Source organism: Thermopetrobacter sp. TC1, from assembly GCF_000746275.1.
Lineage (GTDB): Bacteria > Pseudomonadota > Alphaproteobacteria > Rhizobiales > Aestuariivirgaceae > Thermopetrobacter.
The window spans coordinates 405,031-426,939 of the sequence record NZ_KN050828.1; the positions used below are offsets into that span (position 1 = coordinate 405,031).

At 63.0% G+C, this 21,909-nt stretch carries 15 protein-coding genes; 8 read left to right on the forward strand and 7 right to left on the reverse strand.

Features of this window, described 5'->3' with window-relative positions; genetic code table 11:
* Nucleotides 1-66 precede the first annotated feature (66 nt).
* Together EK16_RS05560 and scpA are read left to right on the forward strand one after the other, a co-directional pair.
* A complete protein-coding gene (locus tag EK16_RS05560; protein ID WP_051928980.1) occupies nt 67-1,992 on the forward strand; it encodes a methylmalonyl-CoA mutase family protein in 1,926 nt (641 codons plus the stop codon).
* Entirely contained in the window at nt 1,989-4,154 is a 2,166-nt protein-coding gene (gene scpA / locus EK16_RS05565; protein ID WP_038035234.1) for a methylmalonyl-CoA mutase, read from the forward strand. Before EK16_RS05560 ends, scpA begins: the two co-directional genes overlap by 4 nt.
* Nucleotides 4,155-4,237: 83 nt before the next feature.
* Here the strand turns inward: scpA and ribB are convergent, their stop codons facing one another.
* A complete protein-coding gene (gene ribB / locus EK16_RS05570) occupies nt 4,238-5,545 on the reverse strand; it encodes a 3,4-dihydroxy-2-butanone-4-phosphate synthase (protein ID WP_038036005.1) in 1,308 nt (435 codons plus the stop codon).
* A 232-nt stretch (nt 5,546-5,777) separates the two neighbouring features.
* Between ribB and EK16_RS05575 the strand changes: the two genes are divergently transcribed.
* Nucleotides 5,778-6,449, forward strand: a complete 672-nt coding sequence (locus tag EK16_RS05575; protein WP_038036006.1) for a YiaD family glycine zipper/OmpA-like lipoprotein — start codon at nt 5,778-5,780, stop codon at nt 6,447-6,449.
* A gap of 63 nt (nt 6,450-6,512) precedes the next feature.
* Here EK16_RS05575 and EK16_RS05580 read toward each other — a convergent pair whose 3' ends face one another.
* The 3 genes from EK16_RS05580 to EK16_RS05590 all read right to left on the reverse strand — a co-directional run bounded on the left by EK16_RS05580 (nt 6,513) and on the right by EK16_RS05590 (nt 11,137).
* Nucleotides 6,513-8,744: a nitric oxide reductase activation protein NorD gene (locus EK16_RS05580; RefSeq protein WP_038035237.1), complete on the reverse strand. Its 2,232-nt coding sequence runs from the start codon at nt 8,742-8,744 to the stop codon at nt 6,513-6,515.
* Nucleotides 8,745-8,750: 6 nt separating this feature from the next.
* The gene (locus EK16_RS05585) at nt 8,751-9,569 is read right to left on the reverse strand and encodes a CbbQ/NirQ/NorQ/GpvN family protein (protein ID WP_038035240.1); all 819 of its coding nucleotides are present in this window, start codon (nt 9,567-9,569) and stop codon (nt 8,751-8,753) included.
* Nucleotides 9,570-9,757: 188 nt separating this feature from the next.
* The gene (locus tag EK16_RS05590) at nt 9,758-11,137 is read right to left on the reverse strand and encodes a ribulose-bisphosphate carboxylase (RefSeq protein WP_038036007.1); all 1,380 of its coding nucleotides are present in this window, start codon (nt 11,135-11,137) and stop codon (nt 9,758-9,760) included.
* A 214-nt stretch (nt 11,138-11,351) separates the two neighbouring features.
* Between EK16_RS05590 and EK16_RS05595 the strand changes: the two genes are divergently transcribed.
* Complete coding sequence (locus EK16_RS05595; RefSeq protein WP_038035243.1) at nt 11,352-12,308, forward strand: LysR family transcriptional regulator; 957 nt, start codon at nt 11,352-11,354, stop codon at nt 12,306-12,308.
* A 35-nt stretch (nt 12,309-12,343) separates the two neighbouring features.
* On the opposite strand, the gene EK16_RS05600 is transcribed toward EK16_RS05595, so the two are convergent.
* Nucleotides 12,344-12,874 (reverse strand): YcxB family protein, encoded by a 531-nt coding sequence (locus EK16_RS05600; RefSeq protein ID WP_038035246.1) that lies wholly within the window; start codon nt 12,872-12,874, stop codon nt 12,344-12,346.
* 130 nt (nt 12,875-13,004) lie between these two features.
* Complete coding sequence (locus EK16_RS05605) at nt 13,005-14,369, reverse strand: TrpB-like pyridoxal phosphate-dependent enzyme (protein WP_038036008.1); 1,365 nt, start codon at nt 14,367-14,369, stop codon at nt 13,005-13,007.
* Between the two features lie 336 nt (nt 14,370-14,705).
* Between EK16_RS05605 and EK16_RS05610 the strand changes: the two genes are divergently transcribed.
* Nucleotides 14,706-15,479, forward strand: a complete 774-nt coding sequence (locus EK16_RS05610) for an ABC transporter substrate-binding protein (RefSeq protein WP_038035247.1) — start codon at nt 14,706-14,708, stop codon at nt 15,477-15,479.
* Between the two features lie 172 nt (nt 15,480-15,651).
* The gene (gene trxB, locus EK16_RS05615) at nt 15,652-16,602 is read left to right on the forward strand and encodes a thioredoxin-disulfide reductase (protein WP_038035249.1); all 951 of its coding nucleotides are present in this window, start codon (nt 15,652-15,654) and stop codon (nt 16,600-16,602) included.
* Nucleotides 16,603-16,719: 117 nt separating this feature from the next.
* Here the strand turns inward: trxB and polA are convergent, their stop codons facing one another.
* Complete coding sequence (gene polA, locus EK16_RS05620; RefSeq protein WP_081910409.1) at nt 16,720-19,689, reverse strand: DNA polymerase I; 2,970 nt, start codon at nt 19,687-19,689, stop codon at nt 16,720-16,722.
* Between the two features lie 149 nt (nt 19,690-19,838).
* Between polA and EK16_RS05625 the strand changes: the two genes are divergently transcribed.
* The gene (locus tag EK16_RS05625) at nt 19,839-20,450 is read left to right on the forward strand and encodes a hypothetical protein (protein WP_051928981.1); all 612 of its coding nucleotides are present in this window, start codon (nt 19,839-19,841) and stop codon (nt 20,448-20,450) included.
* 323 nt (nt 20,451-20,773) lie between these two features.
* On the forward strand, nt 20,774-21,781 hold the full coding sequence (locus EK16_RS05630; protein ID WP_038035250.1) for a YfdX family protein: 1,008 nt from the start codon (nt 20,774-20,776) through the stop codon (nt 21,779-21,781).
* Nucleotides 21,782-21,909: the final 128 nt, after the last annotated feature.

Below are 21,909 nucleotides of genomic sequence, written 5' to 3' on the forward strand. Positions count from 1 at the left end.
GGCCGGTTTCTCCCGCCTTCGCAAGCGACTATCCTTTTTGTGGCGAAAACCGCAATGGGGACGGACATGACGGCATCGGATGCGGATTTCCTCACTCGCCTGATCGCGGATTTCCCCTTTCCGCCGGCGACGCGCGAGGAATGGGAGGAAAAGGCCCGGGAAAGCCTGAAAGGGCGCGATCCCGAAAATCTGGTGCGGCACACGCTGGAGGGGATTGCCATTGCGCCCGTCTATGCCGCCGATGCCGTAACGCCCCTGCCGCGCATGCCACGGCCGCGGCCGCTGGTGAAGGGGCGGGGCTGGGCCGTGATGCAGCGCATTGATCATCCCGACATCACCGCAGCCAGAACCCAGGCCGGCACTGAGCGGCGCATGGGCGCGGACGGGCTGGTTCTGGTGCGGGCGGAAAGCCCCTTTTCGCTCGGCTTTGGCCTGACAGAGGAGGGGTTTGAAGCCCTTCTTGCCGAATGGGATGTGGATCGCTCACCCCTGCGGCTGGATGCAGGTGCGGCCGGCTTTGCCGCCGCGCATGCGGCATTGGACAGGATTGAAGCTGTGCATGCCGACCCTGGCCTTGTGCGCGCACTGTTGAACGTGGACTGTTTCGGCCCGGCGGCGCTGGCGGGGCAGCGCCCTAAAACGGCGGATCTTGTGCGGAACGTTAACGCGTTTGTTGAGCGCATGGCCGGGCAGCCCATGGCGGGATGCCTTTTCGTTGCCGATACGCGGGCCTTTCATGCCGCCGGCTGTGGCGAGGCCCAGGAGCTGGGCCTGGCGCTGGCGATGACCGTGGAACTCTTGCGCCTGGCAGAAAAAGTCGGCCTTGCGCCCGCGCGCATGCTGCCCCTGATTTCCTGGCTGCTGATTGCCGATGCCGATCAGTTCCTGACCATGGCCAAGCTGCGGGCAGCAAGGCTTTTGCATGCCCGGCTGGCGGAAGTGCTCGATGTTCCCTTCCGGCCGCTGTTGTTGCAGGCGGAAAGCGCCTGGCGCATGCTGACCCGGCGGGACCCCTGGGTGAATCTCCTGCGCATCACTTCGGCCGCCTTCGCCGCCGGAACGGCGGGTGCGGATGCCATCACCCTGCTGCCATTCACGGCAGCGCTGGGGCTGGCGGATGAATTCGCCCGGCGCATGGCGCGCAATGCCCAGATCATCGCGCTGGAAGAAGCGGGGCTGGACAGGGTGCAGGATCCGGCAGGCGGATCCGCCTGGGTGGAGACAGCCACCCACGCGCTTGCAGAAAAGGCCTGGGCTTTCTTCACCGAAATCGAAAGTCATGGTGGCTTTCTTGCCGCGCTCAATGCGGGGGTCATTCAGAAGCGCATTGGCGAAATCGCCGAAAAGCGCGCCCGGGCGATCGCCCGCCGGGATATGCCGATTACGGGGGTGAGCACCTACCCGCTTCTGGATGAGCACATGCCGGACGTTCTCCAAAAGGGAAGCGGCGCACTCCATATCGAAGCGGCCTCTTACAGGGAAAGGCCCGGCGAGGAGGCCGATGAGGGCCGCTTCACGCCGCTTGAGCCCCGGCGTCTAGCCGAGCCGTTCGAGGCCCTGCGCGATGCCGCCGATGCCGCTTTTTCTGAAACGGGCGAGCGCCCGCGCATCTATATCGCCCAGATCGGGCGCATCGCCGCGCACGGGGCCCGGTCCACCTGGGCGCGCAACCTGCTGGCCGCAGGCGGCATTGCCAGCGCGGAAGGTCCGGCAGAAGACTATGCCCCCGCCATTTCTCCTCTGGTGGTTCTGACAGGAAGCGATGATGACTATGCCGAGCAGGCGCCCGCCCTGGCGCGCCTTCTGACAGAACGGGGGGCGGATGCAGTGTTCATCGTGGCGCGGCCGCCGCTCGATGCGGCCTGGCAGGAGGCGGGCATTGCGCAAGCACTGCATGAAGGCATGGATGTGCTTGCCTTCCTGAATGATGTGCACCGCCGCTTGAACATACCGGTGCCGGATGCGGATGCAGGCAGAAAGGTGCGGGCATGAGCAGACTTTCCGATCTCTTCCGGGTCCCCTTCGCCTTACCGGAAGGAATAGGCGAAAAGGCCCGGCCCGAAGGCGCAACGGACACACCGGAGGGCATTGCCATCCGCGCGCGCTATGATGCAGCGGACAGCGCAAGGCTGCCCTGGCTGCCCGGCTATCCCGGCCTGGCGCCGTGGCACCGCGGCCCCTACCCCACCATGTACGTTACCCGGCCATGGACCATCCGGCAGTATGCCGGCTTTTCCACGGCCGAGGAATCCAACGCCTTCTACCGCCGCAATCTGGCCGCCGGGCAGAAGGGGCTGTCCATCGCCTTCGATCTGCCCACCCATCGCGGCTACGATTCCGATGATCCGCGCGTGGCGGCGGACGTGGGCATGGCGGGCGTGGCCATCGATTCCATCCTGGACATGCGCACGCTCTTCGATGGCATTCCGCTGGAGAAGATGAGTGTGTCCATGACCATGAACGGGGCGGTGCTGCCGGTGATGGCGCTTTACATTGTCGCCGCCGAGGAACAGGGCGTGCCGCATCATGCGCTCACCGGCACCATTCAGAACGACATTCTCAAGGAATTCATGGTGCGCAACACCTTCATCTATCCGCCGGAACCCTCCATGCGCATCATTTCCGACATTTTCGCCTACACCGCGCGCGAGATGCCGCGGTTCAACTCCATTTCCATTTCCGGCTATCACATGCAGGAGGCGGGCGCCACGGCCGATCTGGAGCTGGCCTATACGCTGGCTGACGGGCTGGAATACGTGCGTGCCGGCATCCATGCCGGGCTGGATGTGGACAGTTTCGCGCCGCGGCTTTCCTTCTTCTTTGCCATTGGCATGAACGTGGCCATGGAGATCGCCAAGCTGAGGGCGGCGCGGCTGTTGTGGGCCTATCTGATGAAGACGCACTTCGCGCCGAAGAAGGAGCGCTCGCTTGTCTTGCGCACGCATTGTCAGACCTCGGGCTGGTCGCTGACCTCGCGCGATGTCTTCAACAACGTCATCCGCACCGCGCTTGAGGCAACGGCCGCCGTGCATGGGCATACGCAATCCCTGCACACCAACGCGCTGGACGAGGCGCTGGCCCTGCCCACGGACTTTTCCGCCCGCATCGCCCGCAATACCCAGATCTTCCTGCAGGAAGAGGCGGGGGTTCTGCAGCCGGCGGATCCCTGGGGCGGCAGTTATTACATCGAGCGGCTCACGGCCGATCTGGCGGCGCGGGCGCTGCGGCACATCGAGGACGTGGAGGCCATGGGCGGCATGGCCAGGGCCATCGCCGAGGGCATCCCCAAACAGCGCATCGAGGAGGCCGCCGCCCGCACCCAGGCCCGCATCGATACCGGCCAGCAGACCATTGTCGGCGTCAATCGCTATCAGGTGGAAGGCGAGCCCGAGATCGACATTCTCAAGGTGGACAACGCCGCGGTGCGCGCCCGCCAGATCGAGAAACTGAAGAAACTGCGGGCGGAACGGGATGAGGAAAGGGTGCATGCCGCGCTTCATGCGCTCACGCGCATGGCGGAAACGGGCGAGGGCAACCTGCTGGAGGGTGCGGTTGAGGCTGCCCGCGCGCATGCCACTGTCGGCGAGATCACCCAGGCGCTGGAAAAGGTCTGGGGCCGGCATGAGCCGCCGATCAGGGTGCTGACCGGAATTTATGCCGAGGAAGCGGGGCGTGAGCAGCCGGAGATGCTGGCCACGCAGGAGAAGGTGCGGGCCTTTGCCGAATGGGAAGGGCGGCCGCCGCGCATTCTCGTGGCCAAGGTGGGGCAGGACGGGCACGACCGCGGGCAGAAGGTGGTGGCCTCCGCCCTGTCGGATCTCGGTTTTGAGGCCATCGCCGGGCCGCTGTTTGCCACGCCGGAAGAGGTGGCGGATCTGGCGGTGAAGGAGAATGTGGATATCGTTGGTGTCTCCACCCTGGCGGCCGGGCATCTGACGCTGGTGCCCGCCCTGCGCAAGGCCCTGGATGAACGCGGGCGAAAGGATGTGCTCATCGTGGTGGGCGGTGTCATTCCGCCGCAGGATTTCGAGGCCCTGAAGAAAGCGGGAGCCGTGGCCATCTTTCCGCCCGGCACGCGCATTCCGGAAGCGGCCGCCGAGCTGGTGGAAGCGCTCAACCGCGCCCGCGGCTATGCCCAGCCGCCGGTGATATAAACAGGCCGGAGCAGGTTTGCCTTCGATGCCGCTTCCCGCTGCCGATGAGAAATTTGCTGAAGCGGCAGCGGGGCTTGAGACGCTCACATCATGATGGTTTCCACGATCTCGATGCCGAAGCCGGAAAGGCCCACGTAATGCCGTTCGGACGAGGCGAGCAGGCGGATGCGCTTGGCACCGAGATCACGCAGGATCTGGGCGCCCAAGCCGACATCGCGCCAGGCCTTCTCGCGGGCGCGGGCGCTTTCCGTATCCTCGCCCGAAACCTGTCCGCCCAGCGGGGCGGCGGGAACGCCGGTTGCGCCTTCGCGAAGATAGACAAGAACGCCACCGCCCTCCTTGCGGAAACGGGCAAAGACCTTCTCCAGCGTATCGCGGGAGCCAAAGACATCCTCCAGCACATTCTCGCGATGCAGGCGCACGAGAACCGCTTCGTCCGGCGTTACCGGCCTGTCTCCCACAACGAGAGCCAGGTGCTGCACCGGATCGAAGGGCGTGGCATAGGCGATGGCCCGGGCCGGCCCGGCGGGTGTTTCCAGCTCGAAGCTTTCCAGACGCTCCACCAGACGCTCGCGCGTGCGACGCCAGGCAATGAGATCGGCCACCGAGATGATCTTCAGCCCGTGTTCGCGGGCGAAGGCCAGCACTTCCGCACCGCGCTTTACCGTGCCGTCATCGTTGACGAGCTCGGAGATGACGCCCACGGGCGGCAAGTCGGCCAGCCGGCAGAGATCCACCGCCGCCTCCGTGTGGCCGGAGCGGATGAGCACGCCGCCCTTGCGCGCCACCAGAGGAAAGACGTGTCCGGGCCGGACGAAATCCTCCGCCGTGGATTCCGGATCGGCAAGCGCGCGCACGGTGTTGGTGCGTTCCGCGGCGGAGATGCCCGTGGTCAGGCCCTTGCGATAGTCCACGGATACGGTGAAGGCGGTGGATAGTGGCGCGTCATTGGTGGCGACCATGGGATCGAGATGCAGCCGGCGCGCATCTTCCTCGGTCATGGGCGCACAGATGATGCCGGAGGTATGGCGGATCATGAAGGCCATCTGCTCCGGCGTGATCAGGCTGGCAGCGGCGATGAGATCGCCTTCGTTTTCGCGATCATCGTCATCAACGACCACCACCATCTGCCCTTCACGCAGGGCCTGCACCGCCTCGTCCACGGTATCAAGTTCGCTGTTCTGTTTCGGATTCATGCCTGTCAGTCCTTCCGGGGCGAAATCGGCCGGGGTGACGGCCCCCTTGGTGAGGCTCTCGATCTTCAGCGCCAGTTCGAGAGAGGGCACATCTCCCGCAATCAGCTGCGAGATGCGCCCCTGACTGACGCCCAGTCGCCCGGCCAGCGCGGCCTGGGTCATGCCGCTCTTTTTCAGCCACGCCTGCAGTTTCATGCGCGGCATATTAGCAGAGCTAATAATGAGGTCGAGTCGTTTTTGCGCAGCGTGGCATTAACCCGATGTGAACCATGGTTGAGAAAAAGTGAAGGAAATGGCGCCAATCTTTCTTCAGCTTTCCATGATGCTGCCACAGGAAAAGGCAAGGATGGGCGCTCATGATAAGGCATGATTCATATCAGGTGCTGCTGCGACATTCGGGAACATGAGCCGGAAAGAGGAGACTTTCATGCGCAAGGCCGCTTTCGTCATCCTGCCCGCCGCTTTCGCCACCGCGCTGCTGGCGGGATGCACAACGGATCCCTACACGGGCGAGGAGAAGGTTGCCAATTCCGCCATTGGCGCACTGGGCGGCGCTGCCGCCGGCGCGGCGGTGGGGGCCATTGGCGGCGCCATTGCCGGCGATGCGGGCAAGGGCGCGGCGATCGGCGCGGCGGTGGGCGGCATCGCCGGACTGGGTATCGGCGCCTACATGGACCGGCAGGAGGCCCTGCTGCGCAAGAAGCTGGCGGGCACCGGCGTGCGCATCGTGCGCGAGGGTGATGATATCCGGCTGGTCATGCCTTCCGACATCACCTTCGATGTGGACAGGGCCAGCATCAAGCCTCGTTTCTACCGGACCCTGAACGCCGTGGCCACGGTGCTGAACGGCTTTCCCGAAACCGATGTCATCGTGACCGGTCACACCGACTCCACCGGATCGGCCGCCTACAACCAGCGTCTCTCCGAGCGGCGGGCACTGGCCGTGGCCCGCTATCTGCAGGCGCAGGGTGTCAATCCCGCCCGCATCCGCGCTCAGGGCATGGGCGAGAGCATGCCGATCGCCTCCAACGCCACCGAAGAGGGCCGCGCGCGCAACCGCCGGGTGGAAATCCGTATCCATCCCCATCGCCGCGGCTGATGGCGGGCCTGATCAACGCAGGAGAACACGTGCAACGCGCCCGGCCGCAGAAGGCCGGGTGCATCATTTTGTGAGGTTCAGGAAGAGCGTGGGCAGGCGTTCGGGCAGGCGCTCGATATGGTCGATGACGGTATAGCCCGTCTGGCCGAAAATGTCGGTGACGTATTCATCGGCCTTGGGATCGAGCGAGATGCAGAAGGGCGAAATGCCGTCCGCCTGCAATTCGATGACCGCCTTGCGCGCATCCTCGCGCAGGTATTGCGGATCGGCCACGTCGATATCGTGCGGCGCACCGTCGGTGAGAACCATGAGGATGCGCTTTTCCTCGCGGCGGTTGCGCAACTGATCTCCCGCACAGCGCAGCGCCGCCCCCATGCGGGTGGACAGCCCCGCCTCCATGGCCGCCAGACGCGCCTTCGCCTCCTCGCCCCAGGGTTCGGCAAAGCCCTTGACGTGAGTATAGCGCACCTCAAAGCGGGTGTTGGAATGAAAGCCGGCAATGGCGAAGGGATCGCCCAGCGCCTGCACCGCCTCCGAGAGCAGGGCGGTGGATTCCTGCGCCAGCTGCAGCAGGGTGACATCACCGCCCGGGATCTTCTCCTTCACCGATTCGGAGAGGTCGATCAGCAGCAGCATGGCGATGTCGCGCCCGTGTTGCTCGTATGACTGAAACACACGCGGATCGGGCGCAACATTCATGCGCAGATCTATGGCAGCGCGCACGGCCATGTCCACATCCAGCTCATCGCCCATCTCCTGATAGCGGATGCGGCGGCGCAGCTGTGGCTTGAGCAGATCCACCACCTTTTTCAGGCGGCGGGCGAGTAACTCGTGTTTTTTAAGAAGCTCATCGATATGGGCGGCATCGCCGGCGGGCTGGATGCGCTCGAACACCGTCACCCAGTCGGGGCGGTAGGTCTGTGCCGTATAGTCCCATTCCGGATAATGCCGCGGCGGAATGCCGTCATCGGGCGCGGCGGGCCCTTTTATGTGATCGCGGGCGCCATGATCGGAATGGAAATCATCCTCGTCGTCAGTGTCCTCCAGAAAGATCCAGAGATAGCGATTGTCATCGCGGTAGGGCACCTCGGTGTCCTGAAACCAGATGTTCGGCGAGCGGAAATCGTGGGTGTAATTCTCTGTGAGCCATTTCACGCCCAGCTCCGGCGCGATCTTGGTGTCATGCGGATCCGCCGCCATGCGCTCGGCGAACAGCGCCGTATAGCGCGCAATCATCGGATCGTCATAGCCATGCTCAGGATCCAGCAGGGCATAGGAGAGCATGGCCAGCTTGTGGCGGATGCAGGAATAGCCCTCAGGGCAGGCGTCCGGCTCCGGGCGCGGGTGCATCTTCTTCCATAAAGCGCGCAGGCCCGGATAGCGGGCCATGGCCAGCCACTCCACGCGCGCATCCTCGAAGATCTCAATGGCCAGGTGCTGAAAGGGGCTGAAATTGTCGGCCAGGAACGGGCGTGTCCACAAGGCGTGCGCCGCCATGTGGGCGATGGCGGCCCGATAACGGTCGATGCCGGAGACCCCGAACGCATCTTCATACACATCGGGGATGTGAAACCCCAGGCGATCGAGATAAGGGCGCGGCTTACGCGTGGTGTCGAAGATTTCCGAATAGGGGCGGAAATCGGCATCAAGCCCCCAGAAGCTGCGCAAGTAAAGGCGCAGGCGGCGTTCATTGTCGATATAGAGCGTGCCGGAACGCTCGCGCTGAAGCGCCGCATGGGCATCGGCCGTTTGCAGGCCGAAATAGTCCGGCAAACGCCAGGGCTGTGAGGCATAGACGCGGATGCCGTATTCCACCCAGTTCTTCACTCCGGCAATGGAGACCTGCGCAAACAGCTGCGGCGCGGAACGGGCCAGCGGCTCCGCCGCCTCCCTGGCCACCTTGGCCGTGTGCAGAAGGATGCGCATCCAGTCGCGCAACAGCTCGGCATCCCGCAGGCGGCGGGCAACGAAGGGCAGGTTCTGCAGAAACGGCGCGATGGCCTTCGGCGCAGTGAGCATGGACAGCGAACGGGCAGTATCAGCGGCGGCGAGAACGACACCCTCGCCGCAATGCCGCGCCACTTCCGGCATCTCCTCCAGGAAGATCACCGGCAAGTCGCGCCCGCGGCCAAGGGCGCAGACAATGTCCGCGCCTTCAAGCCACTTGGCCACGCCGTCGTTGCTCATGGCGCTCATGGCATCAGCGAGCGCATCGGCGAAAATGTCGTCGATCTTCGAGACCGAACACTTCAGCCGCGCGCGCCAGGCGGCAATATCTTCCTCGCGCAGTGTCATGGCCGATCAGCCCAGGACCATGTCGATGGCATGCATCAGGGTGTCGCGAATGTCGGCATCGTCGGTGATGGGCCTCACCATGGCCATGGCGGCGGCGGCCTTCGGCTCCACGCCCGTGGCGATGAGCTGGGCGGCATAGACGATGAGACGGGTGGAAATGCCCTCGTCCAGACCATGGCCTTTCAGCGCGCGGGCGCGTCCGGCCAGCTCCACCAGTTTGGCCGCCGTTTCGGTATCGATGCCGGCTTCGCGCGCCACAATGCCGGTTTCCACCTCAGGCTCCGGATAATCGAAATCGAGCGCAGTGAAGCGCTGCTTGGTGGACTGTTTCAGGTCCTTCATCAGGCTCTGGTAGCCGGGGTTGTAGGAGATGACCAGCTGAAAGTCCGGATGCGCCTTCACCAGCTCGCCCTTCTTGTCCAGCGGCAGAGTGCGGCGATGATCGGTGAGCGGATGGATGACCACAGTGGTATCCTGCCGCGCCTCCACCACCTCATCGAGATAGCAGATGGCGCCGATGCGCGCGGCGATGGTGAGCGGGCCGTCGGCCCAGCGCGTGCCTTCGGCATCGAGCAGAAAGCGGCCCACCAGGTCGGCGGCAGTCATGTCCTCGTTGCAGGCCACGGTGATGAGTGGCTTTTTCAGCTTCCACGCCATGTATTCCACAAAGCGCGACTTGCCGCAGCCCGTCGGCCCCTTCAGCATCACCGGCAGACGCCGGGCATAGGCCGCCTCGTAAAGCGCCACTTCATCCCCCGTGGGCTGATAGAAGGGCTCTTCCTCGATCATGTATTGCGAGATGTCGATGTGCGCATCGTCGGCCATTTTTGCACCTGCTTCTCAATCGCATCTTCATGAAGCGGAAAGGGGGAGATGCCTTTCCTGCCCCCTTGCATCTCCCCCTTGTCCAAGGCGCCCGATGAAACGCCACTTCAAACCTCTTAGCGGGCGGCGGCTTCCTGCCGGGCAAGAGCAAGAGCCGGAAGAAGCCGCCATCCCGGCCTTCATGGGGATCAGGCGTGCTTGCCCAGCTTCTCACGCCAGCCCGGATACAGCCGGTCGGCGTCGTGCGGGAAGCTCTCGAAGGCACCCGCCAGTTCCGGATGATCCTTGGCGTACTCCACAAGGTCCACGCCCTTGCTCCAGGCCTCATAAGCCTGACGCAGCGACTTGGCGCCGGCAACAATGCCGTCCTTGTGGCCAAGGGCGCCGCCGCCGGAGGTCTGGATGATGTTGGCATGGCCAAGGTTCTCGAAGAAGCCGGGCAGACGCAGGGCGTTCATGCCGCCGGAGATAATCGGGGTGGTGGCCTTCATCTTCCACCAGGGCTGACGGAAGAAGATGCCGTCGGCCTCGTCCTCGGTGAGCATGTAGGCCACCTTCTTGTCCTCCGGCTTGCCCTCCATCTTGCCGAAGCCCATGGTGCCGGTGTGGATGCCGGACGCGCCCAGCATGCGGGCCCACTTCATGTGGCAGAGCATGGAATAGCCGCGGTTGGAGCGCTCGGAGGTGACCATGCCGTGACCGGCGCGGTGATAGTGCAGGAACTGGTTGGGGAAGTAGCGGCGCGCCAGGGTCACGGCCGTCGGGCCGCCGACGAAGCCGTCCACCAGGAAGGCGACGTGATCGGCGTTCTCGCCGAAGGCCTCGAGGATGAACTCGCCGCGGCGGATCATCTCGAAAGGATCATCGGCGGTGATGTTGGCGGAGAAGAGCTTGGCCTGGCCGGTCTCGTCCTGAGCGCGGCGCATGGCATCGGCAATGAGCGGAATGATCTCCTTCAGCGGCGCGAACACCTGGTTGCCCTGCGGCTCGTCGTTCTTGATGAAGTCGCCACCGAGCCAGAATTGATAGCAGGCGTCGGCGAAGGGCTTCGGCCGCAGGCCCAGCTTCGGCTTGATGATGGTGCCCACCACCATGCCGCCGTTGTCCAGATCGCGGCCGAGCACGCGCCACATGTCGACGATGTTCTTGGATGGGCCGTCGAAAAGCTTCATCAGCGCATGCGGCACGTAGAAGTCCAGAAGCTTGAGGTATTCAACGTCGCCCATGCCCTGGTTGTTGCCGACCATCAGCGTCATCATGGAGACGACCATGGCACGGCCGTCCTTGACGTTGCGGTCGAACAGCTCGATGGGATAGGCGATCTTCATCAGCTCCTTTTCCTCGTCGATCTCATAGACGAGGGCGTCCACGGAGCGGGTGAAATCGTCGGTGGTCACCACCTCCACGTTGGTGCCGGTGGAGGACTCGGCGGCCACGTGCGCGGCAGTGGCGAGATAGTCATAGCCCGGCATGGGCTTCATCCTGTAGGCGGCAAGCACATGACGGCCGCCCTCGATCAGATCCTCCTCCTTGAGGCTCAAGTCCGCATAGCGATTCGACTGGTCAATGGCCATTTTCTGGTCCCTCCCGAGTGACTGTCCTTTCAGCGCCGCATTCGACGCCTCTGCCGTTGCCGGAGACGCGGCATTGCGAGGGGCACGCAATTGAAGGGCGTCTCCGCCTTGAACGCCCATGCCGGGCGCCCTGGGATGCTGGTTTTCAAGCACAAAAAGAGTTATAAGAAAAATCGATTGTTTCGATGCAATTCATAGGAATTCATCTATGCGCAGGCTGTCGCCGCTCGCCCGGCGCATCACCTTGAGGCAGCTGGAAATCTTCTCCGCCGTTGCCCGCCTTGGCGGGTTCACGGCGGCGGCGGAAGCGCTGCATCTCACCCAGCCCACCGTGTCCATGCAGGTGCGCAAGCTGGCAGAAGCCCTTGGCGCGAATCTGTTCGAGACCCGGGGGCGGTCTTTAGTGCTGACGCCGGAGGGCGAAAAGCTGCTTGCGGCCGCCGATGACATTTTCGACCGGCTGGAACAGCTGGAGGAGGACTGTCAGGCCTTAAGCGGCGAGGTGCGCGGTAATTTGCGCATCGCGGCAGTGACGACGGCGAAATATTTCCTGCCGCGGCTTTTAGGAGAGTTTCTCGCCGTGCATCCGGATGTGGAGCCGCATCTGGCCATTACCAATCGCGCACGGGTGATCGAGCTTCTGCACAGCGGCGCGGAGGATCTCATCGTCATGGGCCGTGTGCCGGCTGGGCTGGAGGTGGAGGCGCATGCCTTCCTGGAAAACGAGCTCGTCGTAGTGGCGCCGCCGGATCATCCCTTGCGCGATGCCAGGGAAATCCCGCTGGCGCGCATCGCTGAGGCGCGCTTTCTCGTGCGTGAACCGGGCTCGGGAACGCGCACGGCGGTGGACAATCTCTTCGCCGAACACGGGCTGACCGTGCGGCCGACCATGGAGCTGGGATCATCGGAAGCCATCAAGCAGGCGGTGCTGGCGGGGCTTGGCGTCTCCGTTCTGCCGCTGCACAATATTCAGCGCGAGCTGGCCAGCGGCGATATCATCGTTCTTGATGTGGAACACTTCCCGCTGCGGCGCAAATGGTACGCCGTGCATCTGAAAGGGCGGCGCCTTTCTCTTGTTGCCCGCACCTTCCTGTCGTTCCTCACCCATGAAGGCGCGCAACTTCTGGCGCAGGACATGCGCCGCCTGCCCAAACGTTCAGCCTGACATTCCGCGTAACAAGCCAGCACACACACGCAAAGTCAGGCTTTTGCGGATGCGGATTCCGTCTTCACTTTTCTGGCGATCAGGGCCCGGAAAGCCTGCACGTCTTCCTCGGAGCGGAAGGCCGCTTTTGGCAGCCACTGATTGACGTTGTAATCCTGCGCCAGAAGAAACCCATCGCGCTCCTCTTGCAGGGCGCGCACATCCTGCCAGCGGATGAGGCCACCTTCCCCATTCGCCCCCTTCACTCTCAGCCCTTCCTCGGAAATCTCCCAGGTGAAGCGGGTGTTGGCGCCGGGCATGTTCGGGAAACGCCGGCGCAGGATGGTGCGGGTGATCGGCCAGTCGAAGATCCAGTAGACGAGATTGCCGCCAACGACGGCAAGGAAGGTAAAGACCATGCCGTATTGCAGCATCAGCCAGGTGGACAGTGGCAGGCCCGCCGCCCACAACAGACCGAACAGGCGGCTTCGCGGCTCCTGCCGGCGCTTTTCCCACAGGGCACGGTGCGCCTGCAGGAAAACATCCTCGTCAAACACATAGCTGATGCGAATGGGCTGATCGGACATGAGCGATGCGCGATTCTTTCCTTTAGGGCGCCAGGGCGTCAGGATGCCCGGGCCGCTTTCGCTGTTTGCTCAGATCGTAAGGCGGCCCGGGCAAAGCGCCAACATGCAATGCGAAATGACTGCGTTTTCTTCAGCCGACCTGCGGCAATTCGGCCAGGGCCTCGTTTAGGGCCTCTTCGTCGTAGTCGCGATCCTCGAGGCGACCGGCGAGATAGTCCTCATAAGCGGAAAGATCGAGGAAGCCGTGGCCAGAGAGGTTGAAGAGAATGACGCGCTTCTCGCCCTTCTCCCTGGCATCGAGCGCCTCGTCGATGGCGGCGCGCACCGCATGGGTGCTCTCCGGCGCCGGCACGATACCTTCCGCCCGCGCAAAGAGCACACCGGCCTCGAAGCTGGGGTTCTGATGCACGGCGATGGGTGTGACCTCTCCGAGCTCGACGAGATGGGAAACCAGCGGCGCCATGCCGTGATACCGCAGACCACCGGCATGAAAGCCCGGCGGCATGAAGGAATGGCCGAGGGTGTGCATCTTCATCAATGGTGTGAGCTTCTGAGTGTCGCCGAAATCATAGGCATACTTGCCGCGGGTCATGGTGGGGCAGGCGGCCGGTTCCACGGCCACGGCCCGCACCTTGGGCGCATCGCCACGCAAGCCTGCGCCGATAAAGGGGAAGGCAAGGCCGGCGAAATTGGAGCCGCCGCCGGCGCAACCGATGACGACATCGGGATATTCCCCGGCCATTTCCATCTGGGCCATGGCCTCCTGACCGATCACTGTCTGGTGCAGGAGCACGTGATTGAGCACGCTGCCCAAAGCGTATTTGGTATCGTCGTTCTTCGCGGCGATCTCCACCGCCTCGGAAATGGCGATGCCAAGGGAGCCCGGGCTGTCGGGATCCTCGGCGAGCACGGCACGCCCCGCTTCGGTCAGGTCCGTGGGCGAGGCCAGGCACCTGGCGCCATAGGTCTCCATCAGCGTGCGGCGATAGGGCTTCTGGTGATAGGAGACCTTCACCATGAAGACGAGCACTTCAAGACCAAATAGCGCACCGGCGAAAGCGAGCGAAGAGCCCCATTGCCCGGCGCCGGTTTCGGTGGAGAGTTTCTTCACCCCCTCTTCGCGATTGTAGAAGGCCTGGGGCACGGCGGTGTTGGGCTTGTGGGAGCCGGCGGGAGACACACCTTCATATTTGTAATAGATATGAGCTGGTGTATCGAGCGCCTTCTCCAGCCTGCGCGCGCGGAACAGCGGCGAGGGCCGCCAGAGACGATAGGCATCGCGCACCGGCTCCGGAATCTCCACTTCGCGCTCTGTGGTCACCTCCTGCTGGATGAGAGCCATGGGAAAAATGGGCGCCAGGGCCTCCGGCCCGACGGGCTCGCCCGTTTGCGGATTGAGCGGCGGGGCCAGCGGCTCAGGCAGGTCGGCTTGGATGTTGTACCAGAATTTCGGAATACGGCTTTCATCGAGCAGATACTTCACGGACTCAGACATCTCTCCTCCCCTTCTCGGCGTCACGGGCGAAATGGCCGCCGTGGAACGGATGGCCCCGTTTTCGCCCAGATTTTCCTTGAGGGCATTGTGCATGTCCGCGGGCGCGGGGCAAGCCGTCATTGGTCGTTTATGGCATGACCTGCCTTGCCCTTTCGGGGATTTTCAAGCGCAGGTTTTCATGCTGTAGTGCGCTCCATGCCCTTCCGCCCTTTTCTGATTGAGGGGCGGAACCTGGCGTATTCGGGCTCGGGCCCGCCGCCATCACGCATATCCGTGCACTGAATGGTTCGGTTTGGCTCCGGGCAAAGTCGATTTCGACAAGGAGGGAGGAATTCCATGAAAAAACTTCGCACTCTCGCCGTCAGCCTCGTGGCCCTGGGGGTCATGGCCGGTGCCGCGCTGGCGAAGGAATGGAAAGTGGTGCGCATCGGCACCGAGGGCGCCTACCCGCCGTTCAACTACTTCGATTCCTCGGGCAAGCTGCAGGGGTTCGACATCGATATCGCCAAGGCCCTGTGCGACAAGATGAAGGTGAAGTGCGTCTTCGTCGCGCAGGACTGGGATGGCATCATTCCGGGGCTTCTGGCCAAGAAATATGATGCCATCGTCGCTTCGATGTCGATCACCGAGGAGCGCAAGAAGAAGGTGGATTTCACCGATCCCTACTATCGTTCGCCGGCGATCTTCGTTGCGCCCAAGAACACCGACATCACCGACGTTTCGCCCAAGGGCATGAAGGGCAAGGTGATCGGCGCGCAGTCCTCCACCATTCATGCCAACTATCTGGAGGACAATTACAAGGACTCCACCATCAAGCTCTACAAGACGCAGGATGAGGTGAACGCCGATCTCGCCGCCGGCCGTCTCGATGCGGCGCTGGCCGACAAGCTTGTTCTGTTTGAGTGGCTGAAGACCAAGGACGGCCAGTGCTGCAAGTTCATCGGCCCCGACATCAAGGATCCCAAATGGTTCGGCATTGGCGCCGGCATTGCCGTGCGCAAGGAGGATCAGGATCTGAAGCAGATGCTGAACAAGGCCTTGAAGGAGATCCTGGCCGACGGCACCTATGCCAAGATCAACAAGAAATACTTCCCCTTCTCCATCTACTGATAAAGCGGGAAGTTAAGGCACAACGCATTGCGGCCCTGCGACCGTCTGGCGCAGGGCCTCTTGCATTCTCGATCCCGGGCGAATAGCTCTTGCGGCGAAGAAGGCGCCGCAAGCATAGGGCAAAAGGCGCCAAAAGACTCATCCTCATCGCCAGCGTAATGGAGAACGTCCCATGTCCAGCCGTCACGCCAAGCTCATCATCATTGGTTCCGGACCGGCCGGTTATACCGCCAGCATCTATGCGGCGCGCGCCATGCTCAAGCCGCTTCTGATCACGGGCATGCAGCCGGGCGGGCAGCTGACCATCACCACGGAGGTGGAGAACTATCCCGGCTTTGCCGAGCCGGTGCAGGGCCCGGAACTGATGGAGGCCATGCGCCAGCAGGCGGAGAACGTGGGCACCGAGATCGTCTCCGATCTCATCACCGAGGTGGATTTCTCTCAGCGCCCCTTCCGCATGAAGGGCGATTCCGGCACGGAATACACCGCCGATGCCGTCATCATCGCCACCGGCGCACAGGCGAAATGGCTGGGGCTGCCGTCGGAAGAGAATTTCAAGGGCTTCGGCGTTTCCGCCTGCGCCACGTGTGATGGCTTCTTCTATCGCGACAAGAAGGTGATCGTGGTGGGCGGCGGCAATACGGCGGTGGAGGAGGCGCTGTTTCTCACAAACTTCGCCTCCGAGGTGATCCTCGTGCACCGGCGCGATGAGCTCAGGGCGGAGAAGGTCTTGCAGAAGCGCCTGTTTGAAAACCCCAAGATCAAGGTGATGTGGGATACCGTGCTGGAAGAGGTGCTGGGCACGGAGATGCCGAAGGCGGTGACCGGCGCGAGGCTGAAGAACGTGAAAACCGGCGAGATCACCGAGATCGCCGTGGACGGCATCTTCATCGCCATTGGTCATGCACCGGCAACAGAGGTGTTCAAGGGGCAGGTGGAGATGAACGAACGCGGCTATATCAAGATCGCCTGCTGGAGCACGAAGACCTCGGTGGATGGCGTGTTCGCCGCCGGTGACGTGGCCGATGAGAAATATCGTCAGGCGGTGACCGCCGCCGGCATGGGCTGCATGGCGGCACTGGAGGCCGAGCACTGGCTGGCCGAACAGGAGGCCGGCGAGTAGCTGAAAGCTGCCCCATTCACCGCCTTGCGGGCCTGGGTCAAACCCGCAGCCCCTCCATGCGCGATCAGACGGTGCTGCGCATCGGCCTGATATAAGGGAGGGGGATAAGCGCCCTGGTTAGTGCGCCTCCTCCCAGTTGCTGGCGGCGCGGGCATCCACCTTCAGCGGGACTTTCATGTGCACCGCCGGCTCCGGCGCATGCTCCATGACGCGCACCACCGTCTCCATGGTGCGCTCCACTTCCTTCTCGGGCACCTCAAAGACCAGCTCGTCATGCACCTGCAGGAGCATTTTGGCGTTAAGGCCCTGTTCTTTTAGCGCTTCGGGCATGCGGATCATGGCGCGGCGGATGATATCGGCCGCGGATCCCTGAATGGGCGCGTTGATGGCGGCGCGCTCGTTGAAGGCGCGGATGGTGGGGTTCTTGGCATGAATGTTGGGGAAATGCACACGGCGGCCGAAGATGGTCTCGACATAGCCGTGTTCACGCACAAAGGCCTTGGTGCGGTCCATGTAATCGCGGATTTCAGGGAAGCGCTCAAAATAGGTCTTGATGTAGTCCGCCGCCTCTTCCTTGGGAATGCCAAGCTGGCGAGACAGCCCATGGGCGGAGATGCCATAGATGATGCCGAAATTGATGGCCTTGGCCTTGCGGCGGATGAGCGGATCCATGCCCTCAATCGGCACGCCAAACATCTCCGAGGCAGTCATGGTATGAATGTCCAGGCCCTCGCGGAAGGCCTGCTGCAGGCGCTTGACATCGGCGACATGCGCCAGCACGCGCAGCTCGATCTGTGAATAGTCGGCGGAGATGAGCCGTGCGCCTTCTGGCGCGATGAAGGCGGCGCGGATCTTGCGCCCTTCCGGTGTGCGCACGGGGATGTTCTGAAGGTTGGGATCGGTGGAGGCCAGGCGCCCGGTGTTGGTAGCGGCCATGGAAAAGGAGGTGTGCACCCGCCCCGTCTGCGGGTTGATATGCTTCACAAGCGCCTCGGTATAGGTGGAGCGCAGCTTGGTCAGCTGGCGCCACTGCAGAACCTTGGCAGCAATCTCCACACCATTGGCTGCCAGCTCTTCCAGAACCTCATTGTCGGTGCTGCGGGCGCCGCGGGCGGTCTTTTTCTCCGATTTCAGGCCCAGACGGTCAAACAGCACCTCGGCCAGCTGCCGCGTGGAGCCCACATTGAACTCCATGCCGGCGAGATCGTAGATCTCTCTTTCCAGCTCGTGGATCTTTTCGGTGAATTCCTTCGAAAGCCGCGCCAGCGCCGCCCTGTCCACGAGCACGCCTGCGCGCTCCATGTCCACCAGCACCGGCGCCAGCGGCCTTTCCAGGGTCTCATAAACGGTGCACTTGCATTCCTGCCACAGGCGCGCCTTGAGGATCAGCCACAGGCGCAGGGTGATGTCGGCATCCTCGCCCGCGTATTCGCAGGCACGGCGGGGATCGACCTTGTCAAAGGTCACCGCCTTCTTGCCGCGACCGGCCACGTCCTTGAAGGAGATGGGGATGTGATCGAGATGGCGCTTGGCCAGCTCGTCCATACCATGGCTCCAGCGCCCTGCATCAAGCACGTAGGAGATGAGCATGGTGTCGTCGAAGGGGCGGATGCGGATGCCATGGCGGGACAGCACAAGATCGTCATACTTGACGTTCTGCGCCAGCTTGAGCACGGCGGGATCCTCAAGAAGAGGCTTTAGCTCGGCAAGGGCCGTGTCCAGATCAAGCTGGGCCATATCGCTGCCGCCCCCTTCCAGATCCAGACCGCCGCCCGCTTTCACATGCCCCACCGGCACGTAGGCCGCGCGATCCGGCGCCAGGGCGAGGGCAAAGCCCACGATGTCGGCCTGCATGGCATCGAGGCTGGTGGTCTCGATGTCGAAGGCGAAATAGCCCTGGGCGCGCGCCTCATGCAGCCAGGCGCGCAGTGTCTCCAGATCGGTGATCAATTCATAGCCCTCATGGGTGAAGGGCACGCGCGCCCTCTCAAGCGCCACGTGCAAGGGGCTGAACTGACGGGTTTCTTCCGCCTCCTCTTCCGGCTCTTCCTCCTTCGGCGGCTGCCAGGAGGAGACCGTCACCTCCTGTGCCGGGATCTTGGCGGCATCCACGCCAAGATCGCGGGCGATGCGTGAGGTGAGCGTGGTGAACTCCAGCCCTTTCAGAAAGCCGATGAGCTTTTCCGGATCCGGCTTTTTCACCGCGAAGGCGGAAAGCGGCACGGCAACGGGCACGTGATCATCCAGCGTGACCAGTTTCTTGGACAGGCGCGCATCCTCGGCATGTTCAATCAGGCGTTCGCGCCGCTTGGGCTGCCTGATCTCGCCGGCGTGTTCAAGAAGGTTTTCCAGGCTGCCGTATTCGTTGATGAGCTGGGCGGCGGTCTTCACCCCGATGCCGGGCACACCGGGGATGTTGTCGGTGGAATCACCGGCGAGCGCCTGCACATCCGGCACCTTCTCCGGCGGCACGCCGAAGCGTTTCATCACCTCATCCGGGCCGATCTCGCGGTCCTTCATGGCGTCATAGAGGGTGACGCCATCGCGGACCAGCTGCATGAGATCCTTGTCGGACGAGACGATGTGCACCGTGGCCCCGGCCTCGCGCGCCTGACGGGCGTAGGTGGCGATGAGATCATCGGCCTCAAACCCCTCCTGCTCCACGGCTGGCACGCCGAAGGCCTCCGTGACCTTGCGGATGAGCTCGAACTGCGGGACCAGATCCTCCGGCGGCTCGGGGCGGTTGGCCTTGTATTCCGGATAGATCTCATTGCGGAAGGTCTCGCGCCCGGCATCGAAAATGACGGCAAGATGCGTCGGCTTCTTGCCGGCGTTCATCGACATGAGCAACTTGTGCAGCATGGCGGCAAAGCCATGCACCGCCCCCACGGGCAGACCGTCGGACTTGCGGGTCAGCGGCGGCAGGGCGTGATAGGCGCGGAAAATGAACCCGGATCCGTCCACCAGCCAGACGTGATCTCCGGGCTTGACGGGGCGGCCTTCTTCCTGTTCCGCTGCGGCAGCGGCGGGCGCCGATGCGGCATCGGATGCATGCGTCTCTTCGGCCGGGTGCGCATGCGTTTGCATTTTCCTGTCCATGTCCGGCAATATGCCACTGCCGCGCGGCAGTTTGAAGCCTCAGTATGGCGCACCGCGTGAATGTGCAAGGGAATATTCCGCCCGATTGATAATCCCTTCAAGGCGCCGAAACCTTCTTGGTCCTGCGGAACGGTGAGATGAAAAACGACAGCCGCATTCGACAGCTGAAACGCCAGAACGTCCTATATCTGCTGCTTTCCGTCGCCCTTGTTCTTGGCGGTTATCTGTGGCTGCGGGCGTCCTATACGGTGGCGCGCGACTGGCCGTTTACGCAGGAGATCCTTCTGGTCATTCTCGGCATTGTCGCCACGGTGCTGATCACGGCGCTGTTGCTGAACAAGCAGACGGAGGTGGAGCTTGAGAAAGAATGGTCCATCAAGTTCACGGACCTGAAGGCGGAGATTTACCTCTCCCTGCTGGATCATATCGAGAAACACCTCGCTTCCGGGGGCATTACACCGGAAGAGCGCGTGCGGCTTCAGTTTCTGACCCACAAGCTTGCGCTGGTGGCAGCGCCCAATGTGCTGGAGGAATACGAGCGGTTTCTGGACGTGTTCAGCAAGGCAGGAAGCGATGCGGTCTTCACCAAAGAGGAGGCGGACCAGATTCACGATGCCCTGGCACGGCTAACGGCCGAAATCCGCAAGGATCTGGTGGGCGAAACGGATGCGCGCTCCGGATACACGGAGGCGGCCATTCGCGAACAGATCCTCGACAATACCCGCCATCTGCATCATCCGGAGGCCTGATGTCTCCCTCTCACAGCAGCTTAACAAGAATTAATTCCCAAAAAGGGCGCATCTGCTCTTCAAAATCGCCGTTTCGATGCCATCTCAAGGGATGGGAGCGGGGGATCCCCTGAGACCCGGCCAGCACACCGGAACGACGAAGACGACAGCACAAGAGAACCGGCCCGGACATCCGTCTGGCCGGAAGGGAGGCTTTTTGCGCCCGCTGTCGTGATGGAAGCGGGAAAATGCGTGTGAAGGCTTTCTCGTCGTTCTGAAAAAGCGTGGCGCAAGTGTGCATGCGGCATTGAAACAGATCGAGACGAGAGGAGGAGATTGCGACCATGAGCATGAAACTGAAAACATGGCTGGTGCCGGCCGTTGCGGCGCTGACGCTGATGGCGGGCCCGGCATTGGCCGGCAACACAAAGAGCGCGGAAGCGGTGAAGGAGAAGCCCGCTGCGGCCAAGACCGAAACGCAGAAAGCCGCCGATCAGAAACAGCAAAAGGCCAAGGGCAAGACCATGGATGCCGCCAAGATCCGCAAGGCGGCGCGCGAGGCCATTGAGAAGAAGGTGAAGGCGGAAGGAGCGGCCAAGGCGGATATTCAGCGGCAGAAGATTTTCCAGGATGCCGTCGTCGCCCTGCGTGAGACGCAGAATGCCATTGTTGCCCTGGACAAGAAGGACAAGGAAAAGGCTCTTGCCGCGCTGGAAAAGGCCATCGGCAAGCTGGAGCTGGTGCTGGCGCGGGATCCCAATCTGGCGCTGGCGCCCGTGGATGTGACCACGCAGACGCTGGACATCTACGCCGATGTCGAATCGGTGCGCAAGGCGGTGAAAGAGGCCATTGCCCTGCTCAAGAAAGGGCGGGTTCAGGATGCGCGGGCGCTGGTTTCCGGACTGGCGAGCGAGATCGTGATCGAGGTGCTCAACATTCCGCTCGCCACCTATCCTGACGCCATCCGCGCGGTGGTGCCGCTGATCGAGGCCGGCAAGTTCAAGGAAGCAAAGGCGGCGCTCGTGACTGCCCTGAACACCCTGGTGGTGACGCGGCACATCATCCCGCTGCCCATCGTGCGGGCCGAGCAGATGCTGAAACGGGCGGAAACGCTGGCGGAAAAGGCCAACCGCAGCAAGGCGGAGGAAAAGGAACTGACCGGTATCCTCAAGGCCGTGCGCCGCGAGCTGAAGTTCGCCGAGGCATTGGGCTATGGCAAGGAGGGCGATTTCAAGCCCTTCTACGAGGAACTGGACAAGATCGCGAAGAAGACCCGCGGCGGCGGCCATGGCAAGGGCTTCTTCGATACGCTCAAGAAGGCGCTGGCCGATTTCCGCGCCAAGCTGTTCTGATCCCAAAACAGAAACGCTGCACGCAGGGCTCCGGACACAGGTTTTCCGGAGCCCTTTTCATGTGGGCTTATACCACCCTGCATAATGAACCACCCACCGCCCCGCGCCCCCACCCAACCCCCCAATTA

What these genes read in the sequence shown, in the direction of transcription:
- EK16_RS05560 (WP_051928980.1), top strand. Translation starts at nt 67, where the DNA reads ATGACGGCATCGGATGCGGATTTCCTCACTCGCCTGATCGCGGATTTC.
- EK16_RS05595 (WP_038035243.1), top strand. Translation starts at nt 11,352, where the DNA reads ATGCGCAGGCTGTCGCCGCTCGCCCGGCGCATCACCTTGAGGCAGCTG.
- EK16_RS05600 (WP_038035246.1), bottom strand. Translation starts at nt 12,874, where the DNA reads ATGTCCGATCAGCCCATTCGCATCAGCTATGTGTTTGACGAGGATGTT.
- EK16_RS05580 (WP_038035237.1), bottom strand. Translation starts at nt 8,744, where the DNA reads ATGACACTGCGCGAGGAAGATATTGCCGCCTGGCGCGCGCGGCTGAAG.
- trxB (WP_038035249.1), top strand. Translation starts at nt 15,652, where the DNA reads ATGTCCAGCCGTCACGCCAAGCTCATCATCATTGGTTCCGGACCGGCC.
- EK16_RS05610 (WP_038035247.1), top strand. Translation starts at nt 14,706, where the DNA reads ATGAAAAAACTTCGCACTCTCGCCGTCAGCCTCGTGGCCCTGGGGGTC.
- EK16_RS05605 (WP_038036008.1), bottom strand. Translation starts at nt 14,369, where the DNA reads ATGTCTGAGTCCGTGAAGTATCTGCTCGATGAAAGCCGTATTCCGAAA.
- EK16_RS05575 (WP_038036006.1), top strand. Translation starts at nt 5,778, where the DNA reads ATGCGCAAGGCCGCTTTCGTCATCCTGCCCGCCGCTTTCGCCACCGCG.
- polA (WP_081910409.1), bottom strand. Translation starts at nt 19,689, where the DNA reads ATGCAAACGCATGCGCACCCGGCCGAAGAGACGCATGCATCCGATGCC.
- EK16_RS05630 (WP_038035250.1), top strand. Translation starts at nt 20,774, where the DNA reads ATGAGCATGAAACTGAAAACATGGCTGGTGCCGGCCGTTGCGGCGCTG.
- EK16_RS05585 (WP_038035240.1), bottom strand. Translation starts at nt 9,569, where the DNA reads ATGGCCGACGATGCGCACATCGACATCTCGCAATACATGATCGAGGAA.
- scpA (WP_038035234.1), top strand. Translation starts at nt 1,989, where the DNA reads ATGAGCAGACTTTCCGATCTCTTCCGGGTCCCCTTCGCCTTACCGGAA.
- ribB (WP_038036005.1), bottom strand. Translation starts at nt 5,545, where the DNA reads ATGAAACTGCAGGCGTGGCTGAAAAAGAGCGGCATGACCCAGGCCGCG.
- EK16_RS05625 (WP_051928981.1), top strand. Translation starts at nt 19,839, where the DNA reads ATGAAAAACGACAGCCGCATTCGACAGCTGAAACGCCAGAACGTCCTA.